Origin of the sequence: Planktothrix agardhii (assembly GCF_904830935.1) — a bacterium.
GTDB classification, from domain to species: Bacteria; Cyanobacteriota; Cyanobacteriia; order Cyanobacteriales; family Microcoleaceae; genus Planktothrix; species Planktothrix agardhii.
The window spans coordinates 1890240-1911474 of record NZ_LR882952.1 but is presented as its reverse complement, the minus strand read 5'-3'; the positions used below and the strand labels follow the sequence as shown (position 1 = coordinate 1911474).

Sequence of the window (21235 nt, the reverse complement as noted above, 5' to 3'; positions counted from 1 at the left end):
AATCGCTTAGGGGGAGGATACCTCGCCCCTACGGTTTAATTTACAACAGAATTAGGTTTCTGAATTAGATTCGGGGAAATTTTTGGAGACTGATTGTAACACTTGAGGTACAATTGGAGGAATCGGTTGGGATGGTGAATGATTTCGACTCATGGTTTCAATAGTTTCTGCCACATCAATCCCCGTTGTTTGCTTTAATTCCGTTAAAAATGCGGCTAACTTTGTCGCAGTTCCTCCTTGCTGACTATTGATAACAGTAACATTATCAACTTCAACTTTAGGAACCGTTTCCACTATGGTTTTTAACAATACTTCTAATTTTTGATATAGGAAAATCTCCCTGGCATTTGACCCCGCTAACTTCCAAGATTCAGCTAATCGTTTAGTAGCTTCCGCTTGAGCTTTTCCAGCTTCTAATATTTGAGACGCATTCCCTTTCGCTTCAGCCATAGCCCGTTTACATTGAGCCTCGGCGGGTGCAACTACATCCGCTTGTAACTGTTGTTCGACCTGCTTAATTCGGGCTTGCTGAACTAACACCTGAGCCTGGGTTTTTGCCACCTTAGACGCCGTTTCCGACTCCGATTCGGCAATTACAGCTTGTCGTTTTGTAACGGCATCTTTAACCCGTCTTTCTGCCTCAGCTTTGGCGACTTCAATATCGGTTTCTAATTTTTTCAAGGAAGTATTTTTCTGATTTTCTGCGGTTTGAATAATTGATTCCGCATGGGCTTTAGCCTCAGCAATTCGAGAATCTTTGAATAAATCCGCCCGTTGTTTTCTCCCAATAGAATCCAAATATCCCACTTCATCAAAGATATTTTGAACTTGCAAGGTATCCAACACTAACCCCAACTTTTCTAAATCATCTTCTGCTTCGTCTAATAAACTTTTAGCAAAAGCTAATTTATCCCCATTCACTTGTTCCGGGGTTAAACTGGCTAAAACACCGCGTAAATTCCCTTCTAAAGTTTCCTTAGCTAATTGTTCAATTTCCTTCCGACTCTTGCCTAATAACCGTTCAATTGCATTATGAATTGTCGGTTCTTCCCCAGCAATTTTAATATTAGCTACCCCTTCAACCGTTAACGGAATGCCTCCTTTAGAATAGGCATTGGAGACTTTTAACTCAATAATCATATTGGTTAAATCCATCCGAAAAGCATCTTCTAATAAAGGAATTCTAATGCTACTTCCACCTTTAACCAAACGATAACCAACATCTGTTCCACCTTCAACAGTGCTACGACTTCCGGCAAAAATTAACACTTCACTGGGTTGGCAAATATAATATAGGTTGCGAATGATTAAAAATCCTGCCCCCGTTCCTAATCCCAGAACCCCTAACAATGCAATGATAATTCCCATGTTTAAAATCTCCTAAAATATGTTGTTGCGCTTAAGCGCAATCTTTACATGAGGGCTAAAGCCCAACAACGTTAACTTCCCAAATTAAGATAAGAGGGCTAAAGCCCAACAACGGCTTAAAAACCTGATTATTTTGATGATAATTTAACCCCCAAAATATGCTCAACAGTTTCCAAAAACTGCCGGAAAATTTCAGGATAGATATTAACCACACCCGCAACAGATTTCCCATCCCCACTATCAATAACATTAATATTTTGTAACTTCACTCGGTTAGGAACCTTAGCCGCTTCACGGAGAATCATTTCAATTTGTTGTAAATTAAATAATTCCGAAGCATCCGATCCCGTTTCCTTCCACACTTGATTTAATAAATCCGTTACCGTTGCCGCAGCCAAGGCATTTTCGATTAAAGATGCCGCCTCTCCTCTGGCTCTTAATTCCTTCGCTTGACGTTGAGCATCCGCAGGTAAAACCTCATCGGATTCTAACCGTAACCGCTCTAATTCTGCCCTGACAGTTTGCAATAATTGTTCCGCTTTTGCCCGAGCTTCTTCTCCTGCTGCGGTGGTTCTTTCTTCCTCAGAACGAGCTTGTTGTTCTAATTCAGCTTTAATTTTTCTGAGTTCATTTCCCTTCTGTAAAACAATAGTTTGGGCTTGGGTTTTTGCCACTTCTGCTTGTCGCCGACAGTCAGCTTCAGTTTGTTCAGCTTCCGCCATGGCATTAGATTCTGCGATTTCCGCATCTCGAACAATTAAGGCAATTTGACGGCGACCAATGGAGTTAAGATAATCAACATCATCGGAAACACTTTGAATTTTTAAGGTATCTAATTGTAGACCTAATTTTGATAAATCACGGGAGACATCTTCGGCAATACTTTCGGCAAATTGTAGACGGTCTTCGTTTAATTGTTCTGGGGTTAAAGTTCCCACAACACCGCGTAAATTTCCTTCTAAGGTTTCTTTAGCAACCCGAGAAATTTCTGAACGATCTCGCTCTAAAAATCGTTCAATTGCATTTCCTACAATCTTCCGATCATTAGATATTTTAACATTAGCGATCGCCTGAATATTTAACGGAGTTCCCCCTTTAGAATAGGCATTTTTAACTTCCACTCGCACGGGCATTGTCCGTAAATCCATGGTTTTAACGGTTTCTAAAATCGGAATACACATTGTCCGACCGCCAAAAATTACCCGATAACCCAGTTCCTGGCCGTCTTGATTCCGACGTTTCCGACCGGATAAAATCAAAATTTCATTGGGTTTACAAATTTGCAGAAAGGTATTAAGAAACCACAGAAAAATAATAATACCAAAAATAGAAAGGGCGACGGGTAAAGCCGTTCCAATACTGCCAGAACTATTATCAGGAGGAAGATCAGCATTAGGAACTTGGGCAACTTCCGTAATCATCGGTAAATTGTTGATTTTCGGGATATAATCTTGGGTCATTTTTACTCCAATTAATCAGTTAAGAGGGAACACCGGAACACCGGAACACCGGAACACCGGAACAACCCCCCAAACCCACCGTGCACGGGGGGCTTGGGGGGGAGGGAACGCCGGATCTGGGGTAATACTTCTGACTGTTTCATGTCAGTCTTAAAATGTTACAACCTATTTATGATTGCTATATTATCGGTGATTTTTTTGGGATTCTCCTCAATCTTAATCCTTAATTCAAGTTTTCCTCCGAAATTACTAAGACTTTATTATGACTTCTACCAACGACAAAAACTTTATCCCCTTTTTCAAAGCTATGGGTATCTTCGGTAATGGCGACAACATCTACCATAGATTCCTTCAGATATAATCTGACTTTGCCTTTGCAATTTTGATCAAAGGGAATTTCAACGGTTCCCGATAATCCAATCATATCTTCAGATAAAATTAAACTATTGGCTTGTTGTCGGCGAAGTCGGCCTAAAATTCCTACAATGATGGTTCCAAAGCTAACTCCAATTCCCAAGGAAATCGCCAAAATCAGGATAGGAGGCAACAGAGGATTAAGTTTTGTTAAAATAAATCCAGTTAAGCCAAAAAAACAACTCCCAAACGTCCAAAATCGTAAGGTTAAAAAGGGTAAGTGAAATGCTGGTTTAGGGAATTTTCGATGGCTTCTGGATGTGAGAGTTTCTGGATCATTTTTAGGTTCAGAAAGTTCAACATCCATCTCAAAATGAGTATCAAAATCAATTCCATCAAATCCAGCAAAGGCTGATAGAATCACAAAACCCCCACCAATAGTAAGACAGAATAGATACAGCGTCAGCATAATGGGGTTCTTAAGTAGGGAATAACCATTGAAATACTCCTATAGCAATCCTAAATAGGTTGTAACATTTTATCGTAGGGGTTGGGTCTCCCAACTCTCTTTGCTTGTCTACTTCCTTCTTGGCCAAGGAATTTGATCCAGTTCAACTAACTTTTGAGAAACAGCCACCGCACCATATTGATTTAAGTGACTTGGATCGGAAAAATAATTATAATTATGTAACAATTCGCCGGATAAATCAATAAAAGTAATTCCCGTTTCCTGACTGATTGATTGCATAAAATCCCTAAACTTTTCTTCATAAGCCATCCGCAATTGATCTAGATAATCCTCAGTAAGAGGCATATTGACAAACACCAAATTTATATTTTTAGAGTCTACATATTCAATTAAATTTTTTAAAGCAGTGGTTTGTTTTCCCTCTAATTCAAACCCTTTATAATCCCCATCATAATAACCAGAAACTTGAGAATGATTTTGATAATAAATTTCAGGGCTAAATTGAGTCGATAAAGGTAAAAATCCACTGGGTAAAAACTCAGATGCTTTCAGTGATTGGTCATTAAAAGGTTCACCTTCGTCAACGGGGGATTCAATCTGGTTTTTAAACCCTTCTCCCCTGACTATAGACTGTAATAGAAATTGCAGGCGATCGCGTTTTTCATATACTTGTGAATAGCGTACAAACTGTTGATTTAATTCCGTTTGAAACCCCTCAAAATTCAATTGTCCTTGATGAAACTTTTTAGCTAAATTTCCCCAACTAGATTGCCAACCTATAATAGAAGGCTGCTTCTGCTCAATTTGGGGCTGAATTTGAAATGTTCCCTGGGAAATTTGTTGATAACCTTCCGAGGCAGAAATAGTTTCATAAGTACGATCAACTCGACCACTATTCAGGGCGCGTACCCCATCAGCTAGAATAATTAACTTGGGTAATTGTTCCGGGGGTAAAATTTGACGAATAATTAAATCAACAATTTGTACAGTTGCTCCATTCACCCCAAAATTATAAACTTTTAATTTCCCATAACCCCGGGCTTTTAATTCCGTTTCTAAAACCCCAGGATCAATCCCCCGTAAAGCCCTAGAACTCCCAATAATCATAATATCCGGGGGGCGTTTTTCCGTCAAAATAAAATGTTGATATCGAGCCAACTGTTCATCTAATTGGGGGCTTTTAAAAGTTGGATAAAGAAATTGAGCTAACTTACAGGCTTCTAACCCTAATTTTGTATCAGATAAATTGCATTTTTGGTTTTTGACCGTGGAAGAAATAAAATTACTGCCATTAAAGATATCATTTTCTTTGGAATTTTTCTGACTTTCCGTAATATCTGATGCCACGATAATTTCCGAGTTTTTTTCCTCTAAATTACTAGAATTATCAGTAGTGATTACCATTTCCCCAACCCGACTCAGAGGAATTTCTACTAACAATTCCCCTAGAATTTTATCCACCTGTACAACAAATAATCCTCCCAAGGTTGCCCAAACTAAAGCTAAAGCAATTTTTTGATAACGGTGGGTTTTGCTAGGTATGGAAACCATCATCGCCGTCCGTGGGGCAAATAACCGGGTAGTTACCAATCCTTGGGCGAGAACTTCAGCCCCCCGATCTAAAACCTCTCGCCAATTGGGATAGAGCAGATTTGAGGGTTTGGAAACATCGGCTTCAAGATGATCCAGATTTAAGTCAGGACGCAGGACTAAACCATCGGGTAAAGATGACTTTTCTCCCAGGGTTTCGCCCTCCTCTGGGGGAGTAACAAAATCGGGTAAGACGGAGGGGACAGTATCAGGTTGACTGGTTTTTAGATAAATCCCGTAGCGCCAGAGAGGAAGTTTCTGTCCTGAACGACGGCCATAAATTCTCACCCCGGAAATACCACTAATCCGATGGTTGCGTAAAAATTGAGCAATCACCGGAGCCACCTGAGATTGGGACGGACAAGTGGCTCCCTCGGTCATGACGTGCAGTAATTCGGCTTTTTGTAATAACAGTACCCGAATCCCCCCCGTGGCTAGTTTTAGCTCTAAATCGGGATTAACTAAACGAGTCAGAACAAAGCGCAAGGCGGAAAGATTGCCCTGTTCCGCTAAGGTTAGAGCCGTGGGCTGGAGGTCAGAATGTTGGGCCGCGGGTAAATTTAACCAATCTACCCAAATCGGAGCACCCGGTTTAGCTTGGGTGGCGGTGGTTTCTAAACCATAGACCGTGACGGCACAAATTCCTTGAGGAGCCAGGATATCCAATAGGGGGATAACAATATCCATCACCGCCTGTTTATCAGGAACCTGACGCTTGCGGCTTTTGGTTGCGCCGTTCGTTTGAGTAGAGACGCGCCCGGGCGAAGCCATGCCGAAGGCTATTGGCACGTCTGTACAGAACAGATGTAGGGTGGATTCTTTTAAGGTAGTTCGGACTTCTACCTGTAATTGACTCAATTTTTCATTGATTAAGCGGGCGATCGCCTGTTCATCCCCCCAGCGCCCCCACTGTTTGAGAATCCGATCCGGTGAAGTTAAATCAATCCGTAACATCCAGTCGGGGGTAGATTCCCCCTGGACTTGCAACAAAATACAAGCATCCCGAAACCCCTCAAGCTGCAACTGTCGCAACCGTTGAGCAATGGGTTGAGCTAATAGGGAGGGATCGGGACTATAAGCCGATTCACACAATACCCACAGCCGCCGACCGGATGGATTGGTTTCCGGTGGGGCTTCGGTTTTTGTGCCTTTTTGGGATTTTTCCCGAATCGTCACTTTTACCCCAACGCCTAATCCTCCTAAAATTTCGCTCAGGTAGCTGGCGATCGCATCGGGATAACCCTGTCGGGCTAAACTTTCCGTTGACACCTCAATGGCTGTAACCGTTGACGGTTGAGGGTCAGTTATTGATGGTTGTATTAATGGTTCGTTATTAGTTGTTAATGGTTGAGGGTTGAGGGTTGTTGATGATTGTGTATTAGGGAGGGAGGACGCTGGCACTGCTGCGGGTGCTTCGGTATTAAATTCCAAAGGCATGGAAGTGAAAGCCAAACCTTCATCGGCGAGGGAGGAAAATGGTTCTGGTTCGGGTTGAATCGTCTCCTCAACCCCCCCTGGCTGTATACGGTGGGCCGGAGCAAGTTCCTGGGGCTGAGAGCGTCTAAATAGGCTGGTAATTTTTGTTAAGGGATTCTGTCTAGGCTCAGGAATAGGTTGAATATTTTCTGATGTTAGGGGGCTTTCAACAGCCTTAGAAGGCCCTGTAGATGTCTTAAATTGTAATTCCGTGTATTCGAGCTTAACTGTCCAATCCGGTCGTGCCGCCCCCAAACTTCGACCCGATAAAAAAATCTTGTAGATTGGTTGATTGGGCGGTAGTAAAGCCGTTAGATTCGTTTGGGTTAAGGCCCCGGAAAAATTAGATGTAGCGATTTTTTCATCGGGACTGATCAGTGCTTCACACAGAACGTGCAAATGATTGCCACGCAAACGAATTTGAACCTGCACATCCGCAAGTCCAACGGCTTTTTCTGCCCATTGGGTTAAAGCTAAACCCTCTCCGGTTAAAACTGTTTTATTGGCCTTCAATTCAACTCCCTACCCCTACCAAACGGCCCGATTTGTGAATTTCATTTCTAATCTCAAGGGTTAATGCCTGAGATGGGTTCAAAAATACAACAACACCCATGTTAGAATTCGACTACAATTTTGGCACGATTAGCCCAAAATTTAGATCAACTCCCCGTTGTTGCGCTTGAGCACAAATCATCTATGCAACCCACCCCCACCAATAATCATCCAGTAAAAAGTCCCGACCCCATTGCTTTTCCCCAAGAGTGGTTGGTCAGTTTGGCTACTCCACCCCTATTAATCGCTGCACTGGGAACCAAAGCACTCCATGATTTTATGTTGAACCTTAGCACCAACAGCGAAGAAATTTTCCGAGGCGATCGCCTTCCGATTCTGCATTTTCCCGAATTAGACAAAAAATAGAATAGAGAACGGTGACAGATTTGACTGTAAAGTTCTGTGGTTATGCGAGAAATTAGGCAATACAATAAACTGGATATTCTTGCCACACACACAGGAAAAGACGATCATGAGTTCACTGCTCCAATCTTCCGAACAGGCTCCAAATACGGTCGTTTCGTCAAACCCGCCAACTACCACTTCGGATTTATTTTTACGCAATCGTCTCAAGATTATTGAGGATGTCTGGGAGTCCGTTCTCTGTCAAGAGTGCGGTCAACAACTGGTGGATTTACTCCATCAGTTAGCATCCATGACCTCACCGGAAGGACAGGCTGAAGAATTTCAAGGATCGGATTCCCTCAAGTTAATCGAACAGCTTGATATTAACCAGGCTATTCGTGCGGCCAGAGGGTTTGCCTTATATTTTCAACTGATTAATATCGTTGAACAGCACTATGAACAACGGGAACAACAGCTTGCTTATAACCACGGAAAAGGGAAAGCAAAGTCACCTGTCTCCCCGGTGAAATCCATGTCTACTTTCGATACTCGGAATCAACGTTTTTCCGATCAAGAAGAAAGTCCCCTTCCTAATGTCACCAATTACAGCGAACAGGATCGGGAGTTGGCTACTTTCCATTCCCTGTTTCCGATGTTGCGACAGTTAAATGTTCCCGCCCAAAAGATCCAAAGGTTATTAGATCAACTAGATGTGCGGATGGTATTTACGGCTCACCCGACGGAAATTGTTCGCCATACAATTAGAACCAAACAGCGTCGCATTGCCACTATCCTAGAACAACTTGATCAAATTGATGAAAGTTTTGGCGGACTCAGAACTGAGGAGCTAGGAGAATCTTCCATTATGTCGGAATTGACAGAAGAACTCCATGAAAACTTGACCGAAGAAATTCGGCTGTGGTGGCGTACCGATGAACTCCACCAATTTAAGCCAACGGTTTTGGATGAGGTAGATTATTCCCTGCACTACTTTCAGGAAGTTATATTTGACACCATTCCTCAACTTTATAAGCGCTTAAAACACGCTTTAAATGTTTCTTTTCCCTATCTGAAATTACCTAAACATGATTTTTGTAAATTCGGATCTTGGGTGGGTTCAGATCGAGACGGAAATCCATCGGTAACACCGGAAGTTACCTGGAAAACTGCTTGTTATCAGCGTCATGTTGTCCTAGAAAAATATATTGAAGCCGTCAAACGCCTCAATCGTTTATTGAGTTTATCCTTACATTGGAGTGATGTTCTTCCCGAATTATTAGAATCTTTGGATCGAGATCAAGGACAATTACCTGATATCTATGATCAAACCGCCATTCGCTATCGTCAAGAACCCTATCGTTTAAAACTTTCTTATGTCCAAAAACGGTTAGAAAATACTCGCGATCGCAATTGGCAAATGTACAATAATGCCGAAATGTCTCGCATCCGAGAGCGTCTGGTTCCTGACCACGAAGCCAGTAAATTATACCGTTCTGGGAATGATTTCTTGGTGGAGTTGAAAATGATTCAACGCAACCTAGAGGAAACCGGAATGAACTGTCAAGAACTGGAAAATCTCATCTGTCAGGTGGAGGTTTTTGGGTTTAGTTTAGCCCGGTTAGATATGCGTCAAGAGTCTTCAATTCATTGTAATGCTCTGAACGAAATTACTAACTATTTGCAAGTCTTACCCAAACCCTACACCGAGCTTTCAGAAGCCGAAAGATGTCTATGGTTAGCAACAGAACTCCAAACCCGTCGCCCCCTAATTCCGGCGGAATTACCGTTTTCTGAAAAAACCTGCGAAACCATTACCACCTTTAGGGTAATGCGGGAATTACAACAGGAATTTGAGCCGGAAATTTGCCAAACCTATATTATTAGTATGAGTAATGAAGCCAGTGATTTACTGGAAGTATTACTGTTAGCAAAAGAAGCCGGACTTTATGATCCAGCCACCGGAATTGGGAATGTTATTGTTGTTCCTCTGTTTGAAACGGTAGAAGATCTCAAACGTGCTCCCCGGGTGATGACAACTCTGTTTGAATTACCTTTATATCGGGCAATGTTAGCCGGAGGTTATGAACAATATAAACTTGTGAGTCACGATCCCGATCTATCTCTACAAGAGATTATGTTAGGCTATTCCGATAGTAATAAAGATTCGGGTTTCTTGAGCAGTAACTGGGAAATTCATAAAGCCCAAAAAGCCTTGCAGAAAGTGTCTGAATCCTATAAAGTCGGTCTGCGAATCTTTCACGGACGCGGGGGTTCGGTGGGTCGAGGCGGTGGCCCAGCCTACAAAGCGGTTTTGGCTCAACCGGGCCGCAGTATTAATGGCCGGATTAAAATTACCGAACAGGGGGAAGTCCTGGCGTCTAAATATTCTCTCCCACAGTTGGCTTTATTTAACCTCGAAAGCGTGACTACCGCAGCCATCCAAGCCAGTCTTCTCCATAACGGTTTTGATGAGATTGATCCCTGGAATCAAATTATGGAGGAGTTGTCAATGCGATCGCGGGCGCACTATCGGGCTTTAATTTATGAAGAACCTGATTTACCCGAATTCTTCCATCAAGTTACCCCGATCCAAGAAATTAGCCAACTACAAATCAGTTCTCGCCCCGCCCGTCGCAGTGGTGATAAGAAAAAGGATATTTCTGGTTTAAGGGCGATTCCCTGGGTATTTAGCTGGACTCAGAGCCGTTTTTTACTGCCTTCTTGGTATGGTGTGGGAACCGCTTTACAGGCATTTATCAACGAGGAACCCCAGGAAAATCTGAAACTCCTGCGGTATTTCTACGTTAAATGGCCATTCTTTAAAGTGTTGATTTCCAAGACGGAAATGACCTTAGCTAAAGTAGATATGGAAATCGCCCATCACTACGTTCGGGAGTTAAGTCATCCCGATGATCTCGAACGGTTTGAGATATTATTCCAACAAATCCTCGCCGAATACCATCTCACCGTTCAGTTAGTCCAAGAAATTACCGGACATCAACAACTATTAGAAGATGATCCGGTTCTACAACGTTCGGTGCAGTTACGCAATGCCACGATTATTCCTTTGGGTTTATTACAAGTGGCTTTGTTAAAACGGTTACGTCAACACGGAAAATCCGTGGCTTCGGGTGTCGTCCATTCCCGTTATAGCAAGGGTGAATTACTCCGAGGCGCCCTATTAACCATTAACGGTATTGCCGCCGGAATGCGAAATACAGGCTGATCTTTTCAGTCATCAGTTATCAGTTATCAGTTATCAGTTAAGAAGGGAACGGTAAATAGTCAAGATTAGATGCGCGGGTAGCTCAGTAGACAGTTGATTAACGGCTAAACATAAACTCACTTCAACGCAATCACACCTCGATTAATCCGCCTATCAGCCTTCGATCTCGAACAGGTAACGGGGATATTTGCCTTGCGGTCTATAAAAAAACATGATATTGATCAGAAGTTGCATTATAATTCGTCAGAAGTGGGCAGAAAGCAATATTAATGGCTGCTAACAGCACACCAGATAGCTGAGTTTACTTGATTCTTGAGCCAGTCAATCCTAATTTATGCAATCAAACCTTGTTCGTCTGAATATTCCTAGTGGTTGGGCAATCACTGATAATTCTTTTGGGGATGAAGATCCGTTTGTACAGGATGGTCGCATTCTCAATCAGCATTTTTATCATGAAAACTTGCTATTGATTCAATCAATTGAGTTTAAGGAAACAGACTGGATTATTAATCAAAATGGTTATACTTTAAAACTTGGCTGGTATCCCCATGCTGATCCTAATGGATGCTATCGGTTGCAGTTGTTACCCAGAAATTCTGAGCAAGAGGGACTAGAATTTCAGTCCAAAGATAGGGAAAGAATTCGTCAAGTGATTGAACAGTGTTTTGATTTAATTAGTCGCGGAGTTGATGGTGAGGAAATTAAATGGACAATTGAACAGAGTGATAAAACCTTTGAAAAAAATTCTCGTTTAGGATCGGGAATTAGAAAAAAAATTCAAGATTATAACCGATATCAAAATCGTTTTTATTATGGTCAACTTTACTCCTTGTATCCCCCCATTTATTATGAATTAACTAATATTGTTTACCGGAGTGCTAAAGCAAATAAAATTGCGTATAATATGCCAACGCCAGATAACTCCCATCGAGCGTAATTGTTAAAGCCACTATTCATAGAACGTTGTAGATATAGGAAAATTAAGGATGTTTACTGTGTCAGAACAAAACCCGAACCCGGAATTACTTTCTCAAGAATACCCATCAGATCGGCCTGTATTTGATGTTCTCATTGACTTTATGACCCTAGATGGTTGGGTTTATAGAGAAATTGAACATCGGCGAGTCTTAGCATTGGGTGTAGAGGGCAAAAACGGCCGATTTGATTGTTATACCATTGTTAGGGAAGAAGAACGGCAAATTGCGGTTTATTCCGTTTCTCCAGTGAAAGTTCCTGACTATAAACGCTATAATATGGCGACATTTATCACCCTGCTCAACTATGGGACAGTGGTGGGAAATTTTGAAATGAATTTTCAAGATGGTGAACTTCGATATAAAACCAGTTTAGATGCGGAAGATGCGGCTCTAAACCCGGCATTGATTAAACATTTAATCTATACCAGTGTCACGACGATGGATGACTATTTACCCGGAATTTTATCGGTAATTTACGGTAATATTTCCCCAGAAGAAGCCTTCCAACGGACTCAATATTAAGGTTGAGGGTTGAGGGCGAGAAGACCTCGCCCCTACCTACTCTCTAAAGATGATGGCGAGAGGTTTCTAGGGGAATCTGTTTTTCTGATTTGGCGATCGCCATATAGGTAGATTCAATGGCATCTAAATTAACGGAAATTGATGTAATTCCCCACCGGACTAAATCTTCAATTAATTCGGGATATAATGCGGGAGCATCTCCACAAATTGAACAAGGAATATTAGCGGTTTTTGCCATTTCAATTAACTGTTTTATCGCTTTTTTAAAAGCCGGATTGCTTTCATATAAACCTGGGAATACCTGCATTTGATTTCGATCAATTCCAAATAATAATTGGGTCAGATCATTGGTGCCAATTGAAATCCCTTGAACTCCTGCTTTCAGGTAATCAGGTAATAAAAATAGAATTGATGGAACTTCCGCCATAATCCACACTTGAAACTCAGGATAATGACTTAATTGTGATGCTTCAATCCGATGTTTATAGATTAAAAATTCCTCGACAGAGCGAATAAATGGTAAAATAAGATGAATATTTTTATCCCCAGATTTATACAATTCTAATAAAACTTTAAGTTCTAAATCAAATAAAGCCAGACGTTCTAAAGATGGAGATTCTGAAGCCAGAAAATTACCTCGATCAATCCCATCCTGAGAGGGTAACTTCTGATCCCCCCTACCCCCATTGGTAAGGGGCTGGTGGGGGTAAAAATAAGTTAATCCTGAGACAGATTGTTCTACTTCTCGTAAATCGAAGGCTCTATAATAAACAGGTCTAGGGGATAAAATTGTTACAATCTGATCAAGTTGTTCAGCCATTTTTTGAACAAATATCGGCTGTTTTTCTGATAAAATCCAGTCATTAAAATTATAGAATTTACTCCCTATTTCCTGAGAAATCCAGGAATTTATAGTAGGATGTTCAGAACGTTCTAATACTTCAATAGCCATTAATTCTGAACGCAATAAACCCACTCCATCAATCGGTAAAGAATCGAGTCGCTGTAGAGAACTCAATTGACTAATATTAACCATCAGGGCTGTGGAGTTTACATTTGACGAGATTTCGACCAATTGTTGTTGCTGAAAACTCGGTTGTGAAAACATTTTATTAACGGGAAATTCTTTTTTGATAATATAAACTTCCCCGTAATTACCATCGACAAAAATAGATTCACCCGTTTTTATTTTCATTGTTGCATTCACGATCCCACAAACAGCAGGTATACCTATTTCTCGCGCCACAATTGCACCATGACTGGTCATTCCTCCCTGTTCAGCGACAATAGCAACAATCTGTTTTAATAATGGTAAATAATCCCAAGTAATCGCTGTAACAACTAACACAGTATTCTCAGGTAATTGTGATGGGATTGGATCTGTTTCTGTTAGGATATATGCAGTTCCCCTAGATTTTCCAGAGGCTAGGGCTAGTCCTCTAAAACGCTGTTGATTCGAGCTAGAATCTGATATTATCGGATTAGAATAAAGACTGTTTTCGGAACATTTAGCCCCGACTAGATAGAATTGAGGTTCTTGATCTTGGGGCTGTTGAAATAAACGCCAATCTAATCGAGTAATGGCGGGATTAGACTGTATAATTTGTTGAATAATCTTAATTAACTGTTGTAATTGTTCCGGCGTTAAGGAAAATATTTGTTGTGGTTCAGAAATCAAGGTGGCAGAAATAGGAAATTGAGAAATTGGAGTTCCGAATTGCTTTTGGGGAATTGGATATTTTGTCGGTTGATCAGGAGAAGATTTTAAATTATAGATAATAGTTTTAGAGCCTAATTGTTGTTGAATTATTCCCGTTTGGGGTTGAATTAAATAAATATCAGGATGGCTTTCTCCCCATAACAGGGAAAATTCCAAACCCCAAGTCGAGTTTATTTCCCAACAGTTAGGGCGAATTTCCACAAAACCGGAAGCGATCGCAGACTGGAGAGGTTGAACTAATACCACCGGACGTAAATTTTGTAATTCAATTTTGTATCGTTGCCAATATAATAAACTTTTTGCCCGAAAAAATTCACAGTAGGCTTGTTTTAATCCCACTAAAGCTTTTTGAGTATCCGCCCACCCGATCACCGATTCAAAAAGTCCCGATGTCTGTAAGTGATGGGGAGTGTTCAAACTCGGATAAAAAATCAACGCTGAGGTTTTTAATTTGTCAATGCTGTCTTGAATAGGTTGACTCGATGACGGAGGTAAATGACTATCCATCATTTGTTGACAAAGATGTTGAGCAATAATTTGTAATTGCCGGGGTTGATTGATGTCAAAATACAGAGATAATTCAGGGAAATCAACAAATCGGGGTTCTAACCAATTAATGGTTTCTAAAAACTCCCAAAATAAATGATCCGTAACTACAAAACCTGGTAAAACCGGATGACCCTGATGGAGTAATTGGCTTAAATAAAAGGCTGGCTCCCCAACAAAATCGCGATGATCAGATTGAATTTCGTGAAGCCCATAAAAATTATCCACACTTTGAACTAAATTTAGTAATAACTTGATCTGAAAACCCGAACTGTGAAAGCGCTCCTAAGTTTATTTCTCAAACCCAACTGTCCGTTATGTGACCGACCTGCGACAACAGAACTTTGTGATTATTGCGAACGACAGTTACTTCGCTGTCGGTTTCCCCCTGGGGTTAAATTTACCTCTGAGGTGCCGCTTTGTGTCTGGGGACAGTACAAAGATGTTCTCAAACGAGCGATCGCTGCTCTCAAATATAATCATCATACCGAATTAGCTAAACCTTTGGGCTATGGATTGGCACAAACTTGGTTATCGACTCCCGGGTTAGGGATCTCCCCTGTGACCGTCGTACCCATTCCCCTCCACCCAGCTAAGTTAAAAAAACGCGGGTTTAATCAAGCAGAACTGTTGGCGAAAAGTTTTTGTGAATTAACGGGTTTATCCCTATCTTCTCACGGTTTAGAACGAATTAAACAAACGGAAGCACTCCATGAACTTTCGCCCGATCAACGTTTAAAAGAAATGCAAAGTGTGTTTAATATTGGTCAGGATTTCCGGCGTCGCCCTCCCCAGGGTTCGGTTTTAATTTTAGATGATATTTATACAACGGGTGCAACGGTTAAATCAGCCATTTCTCAACTTCAAAAATCGGGAATTTCTGTCGCGGGTATTGTGGCGATCGCCACCACTCAGAAATCAGTCATCAGTCATCAGTAATCAGTCATCAGTTAAGTAAAATAAATATTAATTTTAGTTGACAATAACCAACAATTGCTTTATTAATGATAACTGATAACTGATTACTAATAACTGATTAAAAAAATGACTTTGATTTTAGGAACTGAAGCAGCCGATAATCTAACTGGATTGATTGAAAACGATGAAATTTACGGGCTAGGGGGAGATGACACCCTGAAAGGTCTTGAAGGCGATGATACGATGAATGGGAATCTAGGAGCAGATGTTATTTATGGTAGTCCAGGGAATGATCTGCTATTTGGAGGAAAAGGGGACGATGTTCTGATTGGAGAATCAGGTAAAAATCAAGTTTTTGGTAACTTAGGTTCAGATTTATTATTTGGAGGAAATGATAGTGATTCTTTGTTTGGAGGTCAAGGAATTGATCTCCTAGCGGGTGGCGGGGGAAATGATTATGTTTCCGGTGATCTTGGAGATGATTTTATTGCGGGGATTGATGTTGATTCAGCCACTCCAGGGGCGGGTGAAATTGATACTTTAGTTGGGGGTGCGGGATTAGATGGATTTTACTTAGGGAGTTCTGATTCTAGCACCTATTACGCCGCCGGAGGTTTAACGGATTTTGCCTTTATTAGTGATTTTACTGTAGGTCAAGATTACTTTGCTTATAAAACTAATGATGTAATTACTTTTAAAGATTTAACCTTATCCGGGCATGGAACAGGAGCGGGTATTTATGTTAATAAATCTGGTTTAGAAGAACTGATTGCATTTTTACCAGGAGTCCAAGCTAATCAACTCAATCTTAACACTGATTTTAAACCTATCTGATATTCCATCCTTTAATTTTTGCTACACATTCCCCCCGGTAGAGACATTCCATAACGTCTCTACCGGGGGGTTAGTTTCCTATTCCCTACTATAACAATTTTACCCAGTAATTTTAGCAATCAATCTTGAATTTGGGCTGCATATTGTTCCGCACCCAAACCGACTAATAGATGTAAAATACCATCGGGTAAACGTAAAATTCCTTCCACACCTGCGGTTTTTAATTTATCTTCATCAACCAGGTTATTATCAATAACTTTAACTCGTAATCGAGTTAAGGCGACAGCATCAACGCTTTGAATATTCTTTTTTCCACCCAAGGCAATTATGATCTCCTGAATCCGATTTTTTGCCTCGGAATCCGAGATAATTGGGGATGAAATCTCCGCTTCCGTTGCATTAACCTCCGTTGCTTCCGGTGCTATTTCCTCAACAAAATCCGCCTCTGGCCCCGCATTTTTGAGATATTCCATCATATCCGTTTTTAAATTTTCCGAACGGGGGCCAAATATAGCTTGAGCACTATTTCCCATTTCTAAAACTCCCGAAGCTCCTAATGCTTTGAGTCGGGGTTTATTCACCTTTTTAATATCATTAACCGTGATTCGTAATCGAGTAATACAAGCATCCAAAGTAGCAATATTACTGCGTCCGCCAAAAGCTCGAACTAACTCCATTGCCATACTACCAACTCCGGTTCCTGGGGTAATCGTTGTTACGGTTTCTACCTCATCTTCTCGACCCGGAGTGGAGAAATTAAACTGTCGGATTCCAAAGTAAAAAACACAGAAATATAAAGCCGCAAAAAACGGCCCCAATGCGGGAATTAACCACGCCTTTGTACCTAATCCATTAAACAGGAAAAAGTCAATAAATCCCTGGGAAAAAGTAAATCCCATGCGCCCACCCAAGGCAACAAATAACCAATCACAAAAGCCCGCCATTACTGCATGAATGGCGTATAAAGGCGGGGCTACGAACATAAATGAAAATTCAATCGGTTCGGTAATTCCGGTTAAGAAAGAGGTGAAAGCAGCAGAGATCATAATCCCGCCAGTTAACGCTCGATTTTTGGGTTTTGCTGTCCGCCAAATAGCGATCGCCGCCGCAGGTAAACCGAACATTTTGAACCAATAAGCACCCCCTAAAATTCCGGCCGTTGGGTCGCCAGCAAAGAAGCGATTAATGTCTCCGGTTACGATTCTATTGGTAATTGGATCAAGAAATGATCCGATTTGAAAAAAGAAAGGAACATTCCAAATATGATGTAATCCAAAGGGTAATAATAACCGTTCTACAAGCCCATAAATTGCGGCGGTAAGACTAACATTTCCCCCAGATGCAGCGGCATTTGCAGCCGTAGAAATCGCGGCTCCAATGGGCGGCCAGACCACGCTCATTAAGATTCCCATGGCGATCGCTGCAAAGGAAGTCACAATCGGAACAAATCGTTTTCCGGCAAAAAATCCCAGATATTGAGGTAATTGAATTCGGAAATAACGGTTAAATAAATAGGCGGCAACACAGCCCATAATTAACCCGCCAAACACCCCCGTATCTAGGGAAGGAATGCCCATAACAGGTTTTAATTGTTCGGGATTCATGCCAAAGAAAGTAGTAGAAGCCGCCCCTAAAGAAGCAACAAAAACCACAAATCCCACCGTTGCAGCTAAAGCAGCCACCCCGTCATTTTCCGCAAATCCAATGGCAACGGAAATCGCAAAAATAATCGGTAAATTGCCAAAAATTGCATCCCCGGAAGTTTTCATAATGTTCGCTAAACCTTCAGGAAGCCACCAAAATTTAGGGGAGGAAATTGTTCCCGATGCCAGATTTTGTAATTCAATTAAACGAGCGCTACCCAATCCTAATAATAAGCCAGCAATGGGTAAAACCGAAACGGGAAGCATTAAAGACTTTCCCATTTTTTGTAATAAAGCAAAAGCGTTTTTGAACATCGTTTTTGTTATTAATTGTTGATTGTTGATAATAACTAGACAGAATTAAAATTCCTGAAGAAGAACCCCACCCAACCTCCCCTTACCAAGGGGAGGAGTTTTTGACTATTCCCCGTTACCTTTTTTGACTATTCCCCCTGCTTACTAAGGGGGGGATTTCAATTATTCCCCCAGCTTACTAAGGGGGGGCTAGGGGGGGTCAAACATCCATAGAATACAACCCCCGCACATCCGCCCCCGTTTCTGCATTTAAAGCTTTTTGGGCTAATTCTTGACACTCAACTAAACTTAATTCTCGGATTTGTGCCTTAATTGTGGGAATACTCGGAACACTAACACTTAATTCCTTAACCCCCAAACCAATTAATAATGGAATAGCTTGAGGATCACTAGCAATTCCCCCACAAACCCCCACCCATTTCCCCTGTTTAATAGCTCCTTTTACAGTTAAATCAATTAATCGTAAAATAGCCGGATTTAACCCATCTACATAGGGCGCTAATTTCGGATGTCCCCGATCCATAGCTAAAGTATATTGGGTTAAATCATTAGTGCCAATAGAGAAGAAATCAACCTCCTTGGCAAACTGTTCTGCCATGACTGCCGCCGAGGGAACTTCCACCATAATTCCCACAGAAACGGGAGGAAGATTTAACTTTTCCCGTTCTTCTTCTAACATCGCTTTTGCCATTCTAATTTCTTCTAATCGGGCAATCATTGGGAACATAATTCGCAACATTCCCGCCTCCGCCGATCTTAAAATAGCCCGAAATTGGGTTCTTAAAAGTTCAGGACGATCAAAGCCAAATCTAATTCCCCGTTCTCCTAAAAATGGGTTTTCTTCATGGGGAATTGGTAAATAGGGTAAAGGTTTATCTCCCCCTACGTCTAACGTCCGAATAATTAACGGCCGTTCCTTCCCTAAAACCCTGGCAATACTACTATAAATTTCCGTTTGTTCGTCCTCTGTAGGGGCAGAAGCACGCTCCATAAATACAAATTCCGTCCGTAATAAACCAACCCCTTCTCCCCCCAATTTCACCGAAGTTTCTGCCTCCGATTTGCTTCCAATATTGGCAACAATTTCCATCCGGTATCCATCGGTAGTGATGGCGGGTTTCATGGCATTAGCTAAGTCGGTTTCCCGTTTTTTTGCTATTTCAACTTGCAGGGTTTTTACCCGTTCCATTTCCGCCGTTGTCGGATTTAATTTTAAAGTGCCTTTACTGCCATCTAAAATAACAGGTGTACCATCAGCTAAATCTAATACTTGAGGTTCAGTTCCCGCGATCGCCGGAATTTCCATAGAACGCGCTAAAATGGCAACGTGAGAGGTCGAACCCCCGGCAACGGTACAAAATCCAATCACTTTTGATCTATCCAAGGTTGCCATATCCGAAGGAGTTAAATCCTCAGCAATTAAAATAGTATTCTCAGGATAAATCGGCCCGGTTAAGGTTACTCCAGTCAAAATTCTTAATACCCTTTGCCCCACATCTCGGACATCATTTGCCCGTTGAGATAACAACTCATTTTGTAATTGTGCCAGTTGCTTTGCACTATTGGTAAAGGTTTGTTTCCAAGCAAAAGCCGCACTTTTTCCCTTATCAATGGTGCTGGTAGCAATATCAATTAATTCGGGATCTTCTAATAATTCTTGATGGGCGGCAAAAATCGCCGATTTGCTGGGATCGCCCTGGCTATGAACATTGGCCCGTAACGCTTCTACCTCTAATTGGGCCTGTTCGATCGCCGATTCTAACTTACGCCTTTCTGTATTGGGGTTTTCGCCCTTTTCCGTCACCTCAATTTCCTGTTCCCTGACCCGGAAGGTCTGACCAACGGCTATTCCAGAGGATGCAGCCACCCCTAAAACCAGATTCGGATCGTCCGAACGCCGACGGGGGGCTGGATTCGAGATTTCTCCTTGAGCAACACTAGCCGGGGCTGAGATCGGGGCACTTCCTTCTTCCCCCAACCCGGAACGCATGGCCTCAGTGAGTTCGGCGATCGCTTCGGCCGCATCTGGCCCCTGGGCCACCAATACCACCCGATCGCCGTTATTGACTTCTATGGCCATTAATCCGACTACACTCTTAACATTTGCGTCTTGATCACCCCGTTGTAAACGAATTTTTGATTTATATTTTTTAGCTAAATTTGCTAATACGGCCGAGGGTCTAGCGTGTAATCCTGTAGGATTAGGAATAATAATTTCATCTGAGGTAATTATCTCGGCAGAAATTGGGTTATTTTCAATGACTTTTGGGGCTAAAGTCAGTTCTAAAATAACTGTTTCTCCAGCAACAACATTACCCGAACTGGCTTGAAAAGTTGCCACTTGCTCACTATTAGTAATCACAATTTGGGTGAGCAAACTTTTAGCATTTAGAGCTATATAATCGGGATCAAATTCTATTAAGGGATCGCCTGTTTGAATGCGATCGCCCATTTTAACTTTAGGACTAAACCCTTGACCCCGCAATGTCACCGTATCTAAACCAATGTGCATCAACACTTCTAACCCTTCTGGCGTCTTCAGTGTCACCGCATGATAGGACGGATGCAGTTGGATCACTTCCCCGTCACAGGGGGCAATTAACACCTGACTCACGGGGTCAATAGAAATCCCATCCCCAACCATTTTTTGAGCAAATACCGGGTCGGGAACCTGTTCAATGGGTAGAATATGTCCCGATAAAGGTGCTTTTAATAGAACGCCAATCCCTTTGGGAACTGGTGTTACAGTATTAATCATCAATTAAGTCCTGTTTAAATTGTGTTTTTTAATCTGGGTCGGTTGTTCAACTCTGGATATTGTTTAAGATACAATTAACTTTTTGTCATTATTCAAAGATTTCGATTTTGTTTTAATTTGCAACAATTCTTAGTATAAAACGGCGACTTCTGGCAATACCAA

General features: G+C 41.6%; 13 protein-coding genes. 6 read left to right on the top strand and 7 right to left on the bottom strand.

All coding sequences use genetic code 11. The annotated features are described in order from the left end of the window. Positions 1–51: 51 nt before the first annotated feature. From NMG88_RS08840 to NMG88_RS08825, 4 genes are all read right to left on the bottom strand, one after another. Positions 52–1368, bottom strand: coding sequence for a flotillin family protein (locus NMG88_RS08840; RefSeq protein WP_042155845.1), 1317 nt, complete (start codon positions 1366–1368; stop codon positions 52–54). Between the two features lie 128 nt (positions 1369–1496). Next, entirely contained in the window at positions 1497–2789 is a 1293-nt protein-coding gene (locus NMG88_RS08835; protein ID WP_430204123.1) for a flotillin family protein, read from the bottom strand. Positions 2790–3051: 262 nt separating this feature from the next. Beyond that, positions 3052–3651: an NfeD family protein gene (locus NMG88_RS08830; protein ID WP_254035329.1), complete on the bottom strand. Its 600-nt coding sequence runs from the start codon at positions 3649–3651 to the stop codon at positions 3052–3054. 108 nt (positions 3652–3759) lie between these two features. Further along, complete coding sequence (locus NMG88_RS08825) at positions 3760–7230, bottom strand: hypothetical protein (RefSeq protein ID WP_254035328.1); 3471 nt, start codon at positions 7228–7230, stop codon at positions 3760–3762. 183 nt (positions 7231–7413) lie between these two features. On the opposite strand from NMG88_RS08825, the gene NMG88_RS08820 reads away from it, so the two are divergent. The 4 genes from NMG88_RS08820 to NMG88_RS08805 all read left to right on the top strand — a co-directional run bounded on the left by NMG88_RS08820 (position 7414) and on the right by NMG88_RS08805 (position 12339). Then, entirely contained in the window at positions 7414–7635 is a 222-nt protein-coding gene (locus tag NMG88_RS08820) for a hypothetical protein (protein ID WP_254035327.1), read from the top strand. 106 nt (positions 7636–7741) lie between these two features. Continuing rightward, positions 7742–10840: a phosphoenolpyruvate carboxylase gene (ppc, locus tag NMG88_RS08815; protein ID WP_227364949.1), complete on the top strand. Its 3099-nt coding sequence runs from the start codon at positions 7742–7744 to the stop codon at positions 10838–10840. A gap of 334 nt (positions 10841–11174) precedes the next feature. Beyond that, entirely contained in the window at positions 11175–11777 is a 603-nt protein-coding gene (locus tag NMG88_RS08810; protein ID WP_227351110.1) for a hypothetical protein, read from the top strand. Between the two features lie 49 nt (positions 11778–11826). Further along, positions 11827–12339 carry a type III secretion system chaperone family protein gene (locus NMG88_RS08805; RefSeq protein ID WP_081846414.1) on the top strand — a complete coding sequence of 171 codons (513 nt, stop codon included), beginning with the start codon at positions 11827–11829 and terminating at the stop codon, positions 12337–12339. Positions 12340–12382: 43 nt separating this feature from the next. Here the strand turns inward: NMG88_RS08805 and NMG88_RS08800 are convergent, their stop codons facing one another. Beyond that, complete coding sequence (locus NMG88_RS08800; RefSeq protein WP_227351111.1) at positions 12383–14833, bottom strand: putative PEP-binding protein; 2451 nt, start codon at positions 14831–14833, stop codon at positions 12383–12385. A gap of 45 nt (positions 14834–14878) precedes the next feature. Here NMG88_RS08800 and NMG88_RS08795 point away from each other — a divergent pair, with 45 nt between their 5' ends. Both NMG88_RS08795 and NMG88_RS08790 read left to right on the top strand, forming a co-directional pair. Continuing rightward, the gene (locus tag NMG88_RS08795; RefSeq protein ID WP_227351112.1) at positions 14879–15544 is read left to right on the top strand and encodes a ComF family protein; all 666 of its coding nucleotides are present in this window, start codon (positions 14879–14881) and stop codon (positions 15542–15544) included. 105 nt (positions 15545–15649) lie between these two features. Next, entirely contained in the window at positions 15650–16357 is a 708-nt protein-coding gene (locus NMG88_RS08790; RefSeq protein ID WP_235751903.1) for a calcium-binding protein, read from the top strand. A gap of 119 nt (positions 16358–16476) precedes the next feature. Here the strand turns inward: NMG88_RS08790 and ptsG are convergent, their stop codons facing one another. Both ptsG and ptsP read right to left on the bottom strand, forming a co-directional pair. Next, complete coding sequence (gene ptsG, locus NMG88_RS08785) at positions 16477–18315, bottom strand: glucose-specific PTS transporter subunit IIBC (RefSeq protein ID WP_042155861.1); 1839 nt, start codon at positions 18313–18315, stop codon at positions 16477–16479. Between the two features lie 199 nt (positions 18316–18514). Further along, positions 18515–21073: a phosphoenolpyruvate--protein phosphotransferase gene (ptsP, locus tag NMG88_RS08780; RefSeq protein ID WP_254035326.1), complete on the bottom strand. Its 2559-nt coding sequence runs from the start codon at positions 21071–21073 to the stop codon at positions 18515–18517. Positions 21074–21235 lie beyond the last annotated feature (162 nt).

Coding starts and splice junctions, on each gene's coding strand:
- NMG88_RS08840 (WP_042155845.1), bottom strand. CDS start 1,368: ATGGGAATTATCATTGCATTGTTAGGGGTTCTGGGATTAGGAACGGGG.
- NMG88_RS08835 (WP_430204123.1), bottom strand. CDS start 2,789: ATGATTACGGAAGTTGCCCAAGTTCCTAATGCTGATCTTCCTCCTGAT.
- NMG88_RS08830 (WP_254035329.1), bottom strand. CDS start 3,651: ATGCTGACGCTGTATCTATTCTGTCTTACTATTGGTGGGGGTTTTGTG.
- NMG88_RS08820 (WP_254035327.1), top strand. CDS start 7,414: ATGCAACCCACCCCCACCAATAATCATCCAGTAAAAAGTCCCGACCCC.
- ppc (WP_227364949.1), top strand. CDS start 7,742: ATGAGTTCACTGCTCCAATCTTCCGAACAGGCTCCAAATACGGTCGTT.
- NMG88_RS08810 (WP_227351110.1), top strand. CDS start 11,175: ATGCAATCAAACCTTGTTCGTCTGAATATTCCTAGTGGTTGGGCAATC.
- NMG88_RS08805 (WP_081846414.1), top strand. CDS start 11,827: ATGTTTACTGTGTCAGAACAAAACCCGAACCCGGAATTACTTTCTCAA.
- NMG88_RS08790 (WP_235751903.1), top strand. CDS start 15,650: ATGACTTTGATTTTAGGAACTGAAGCAGCCGATAATCTAACTGGATTG.
- ptsG (WP_042155861.1), bottom strand. CDS start 18,315: ATGTTCAAAAACGCTTTTGCTTTATTACAAAAAATGGGAAAGTCTTTA.
- ptsP (WP_254035326.1), bottom strand. CDS start 21,073: ATGATTAATACTGTAACACCAGTTCCCAAAGGGATTGGCGTTCTATTA.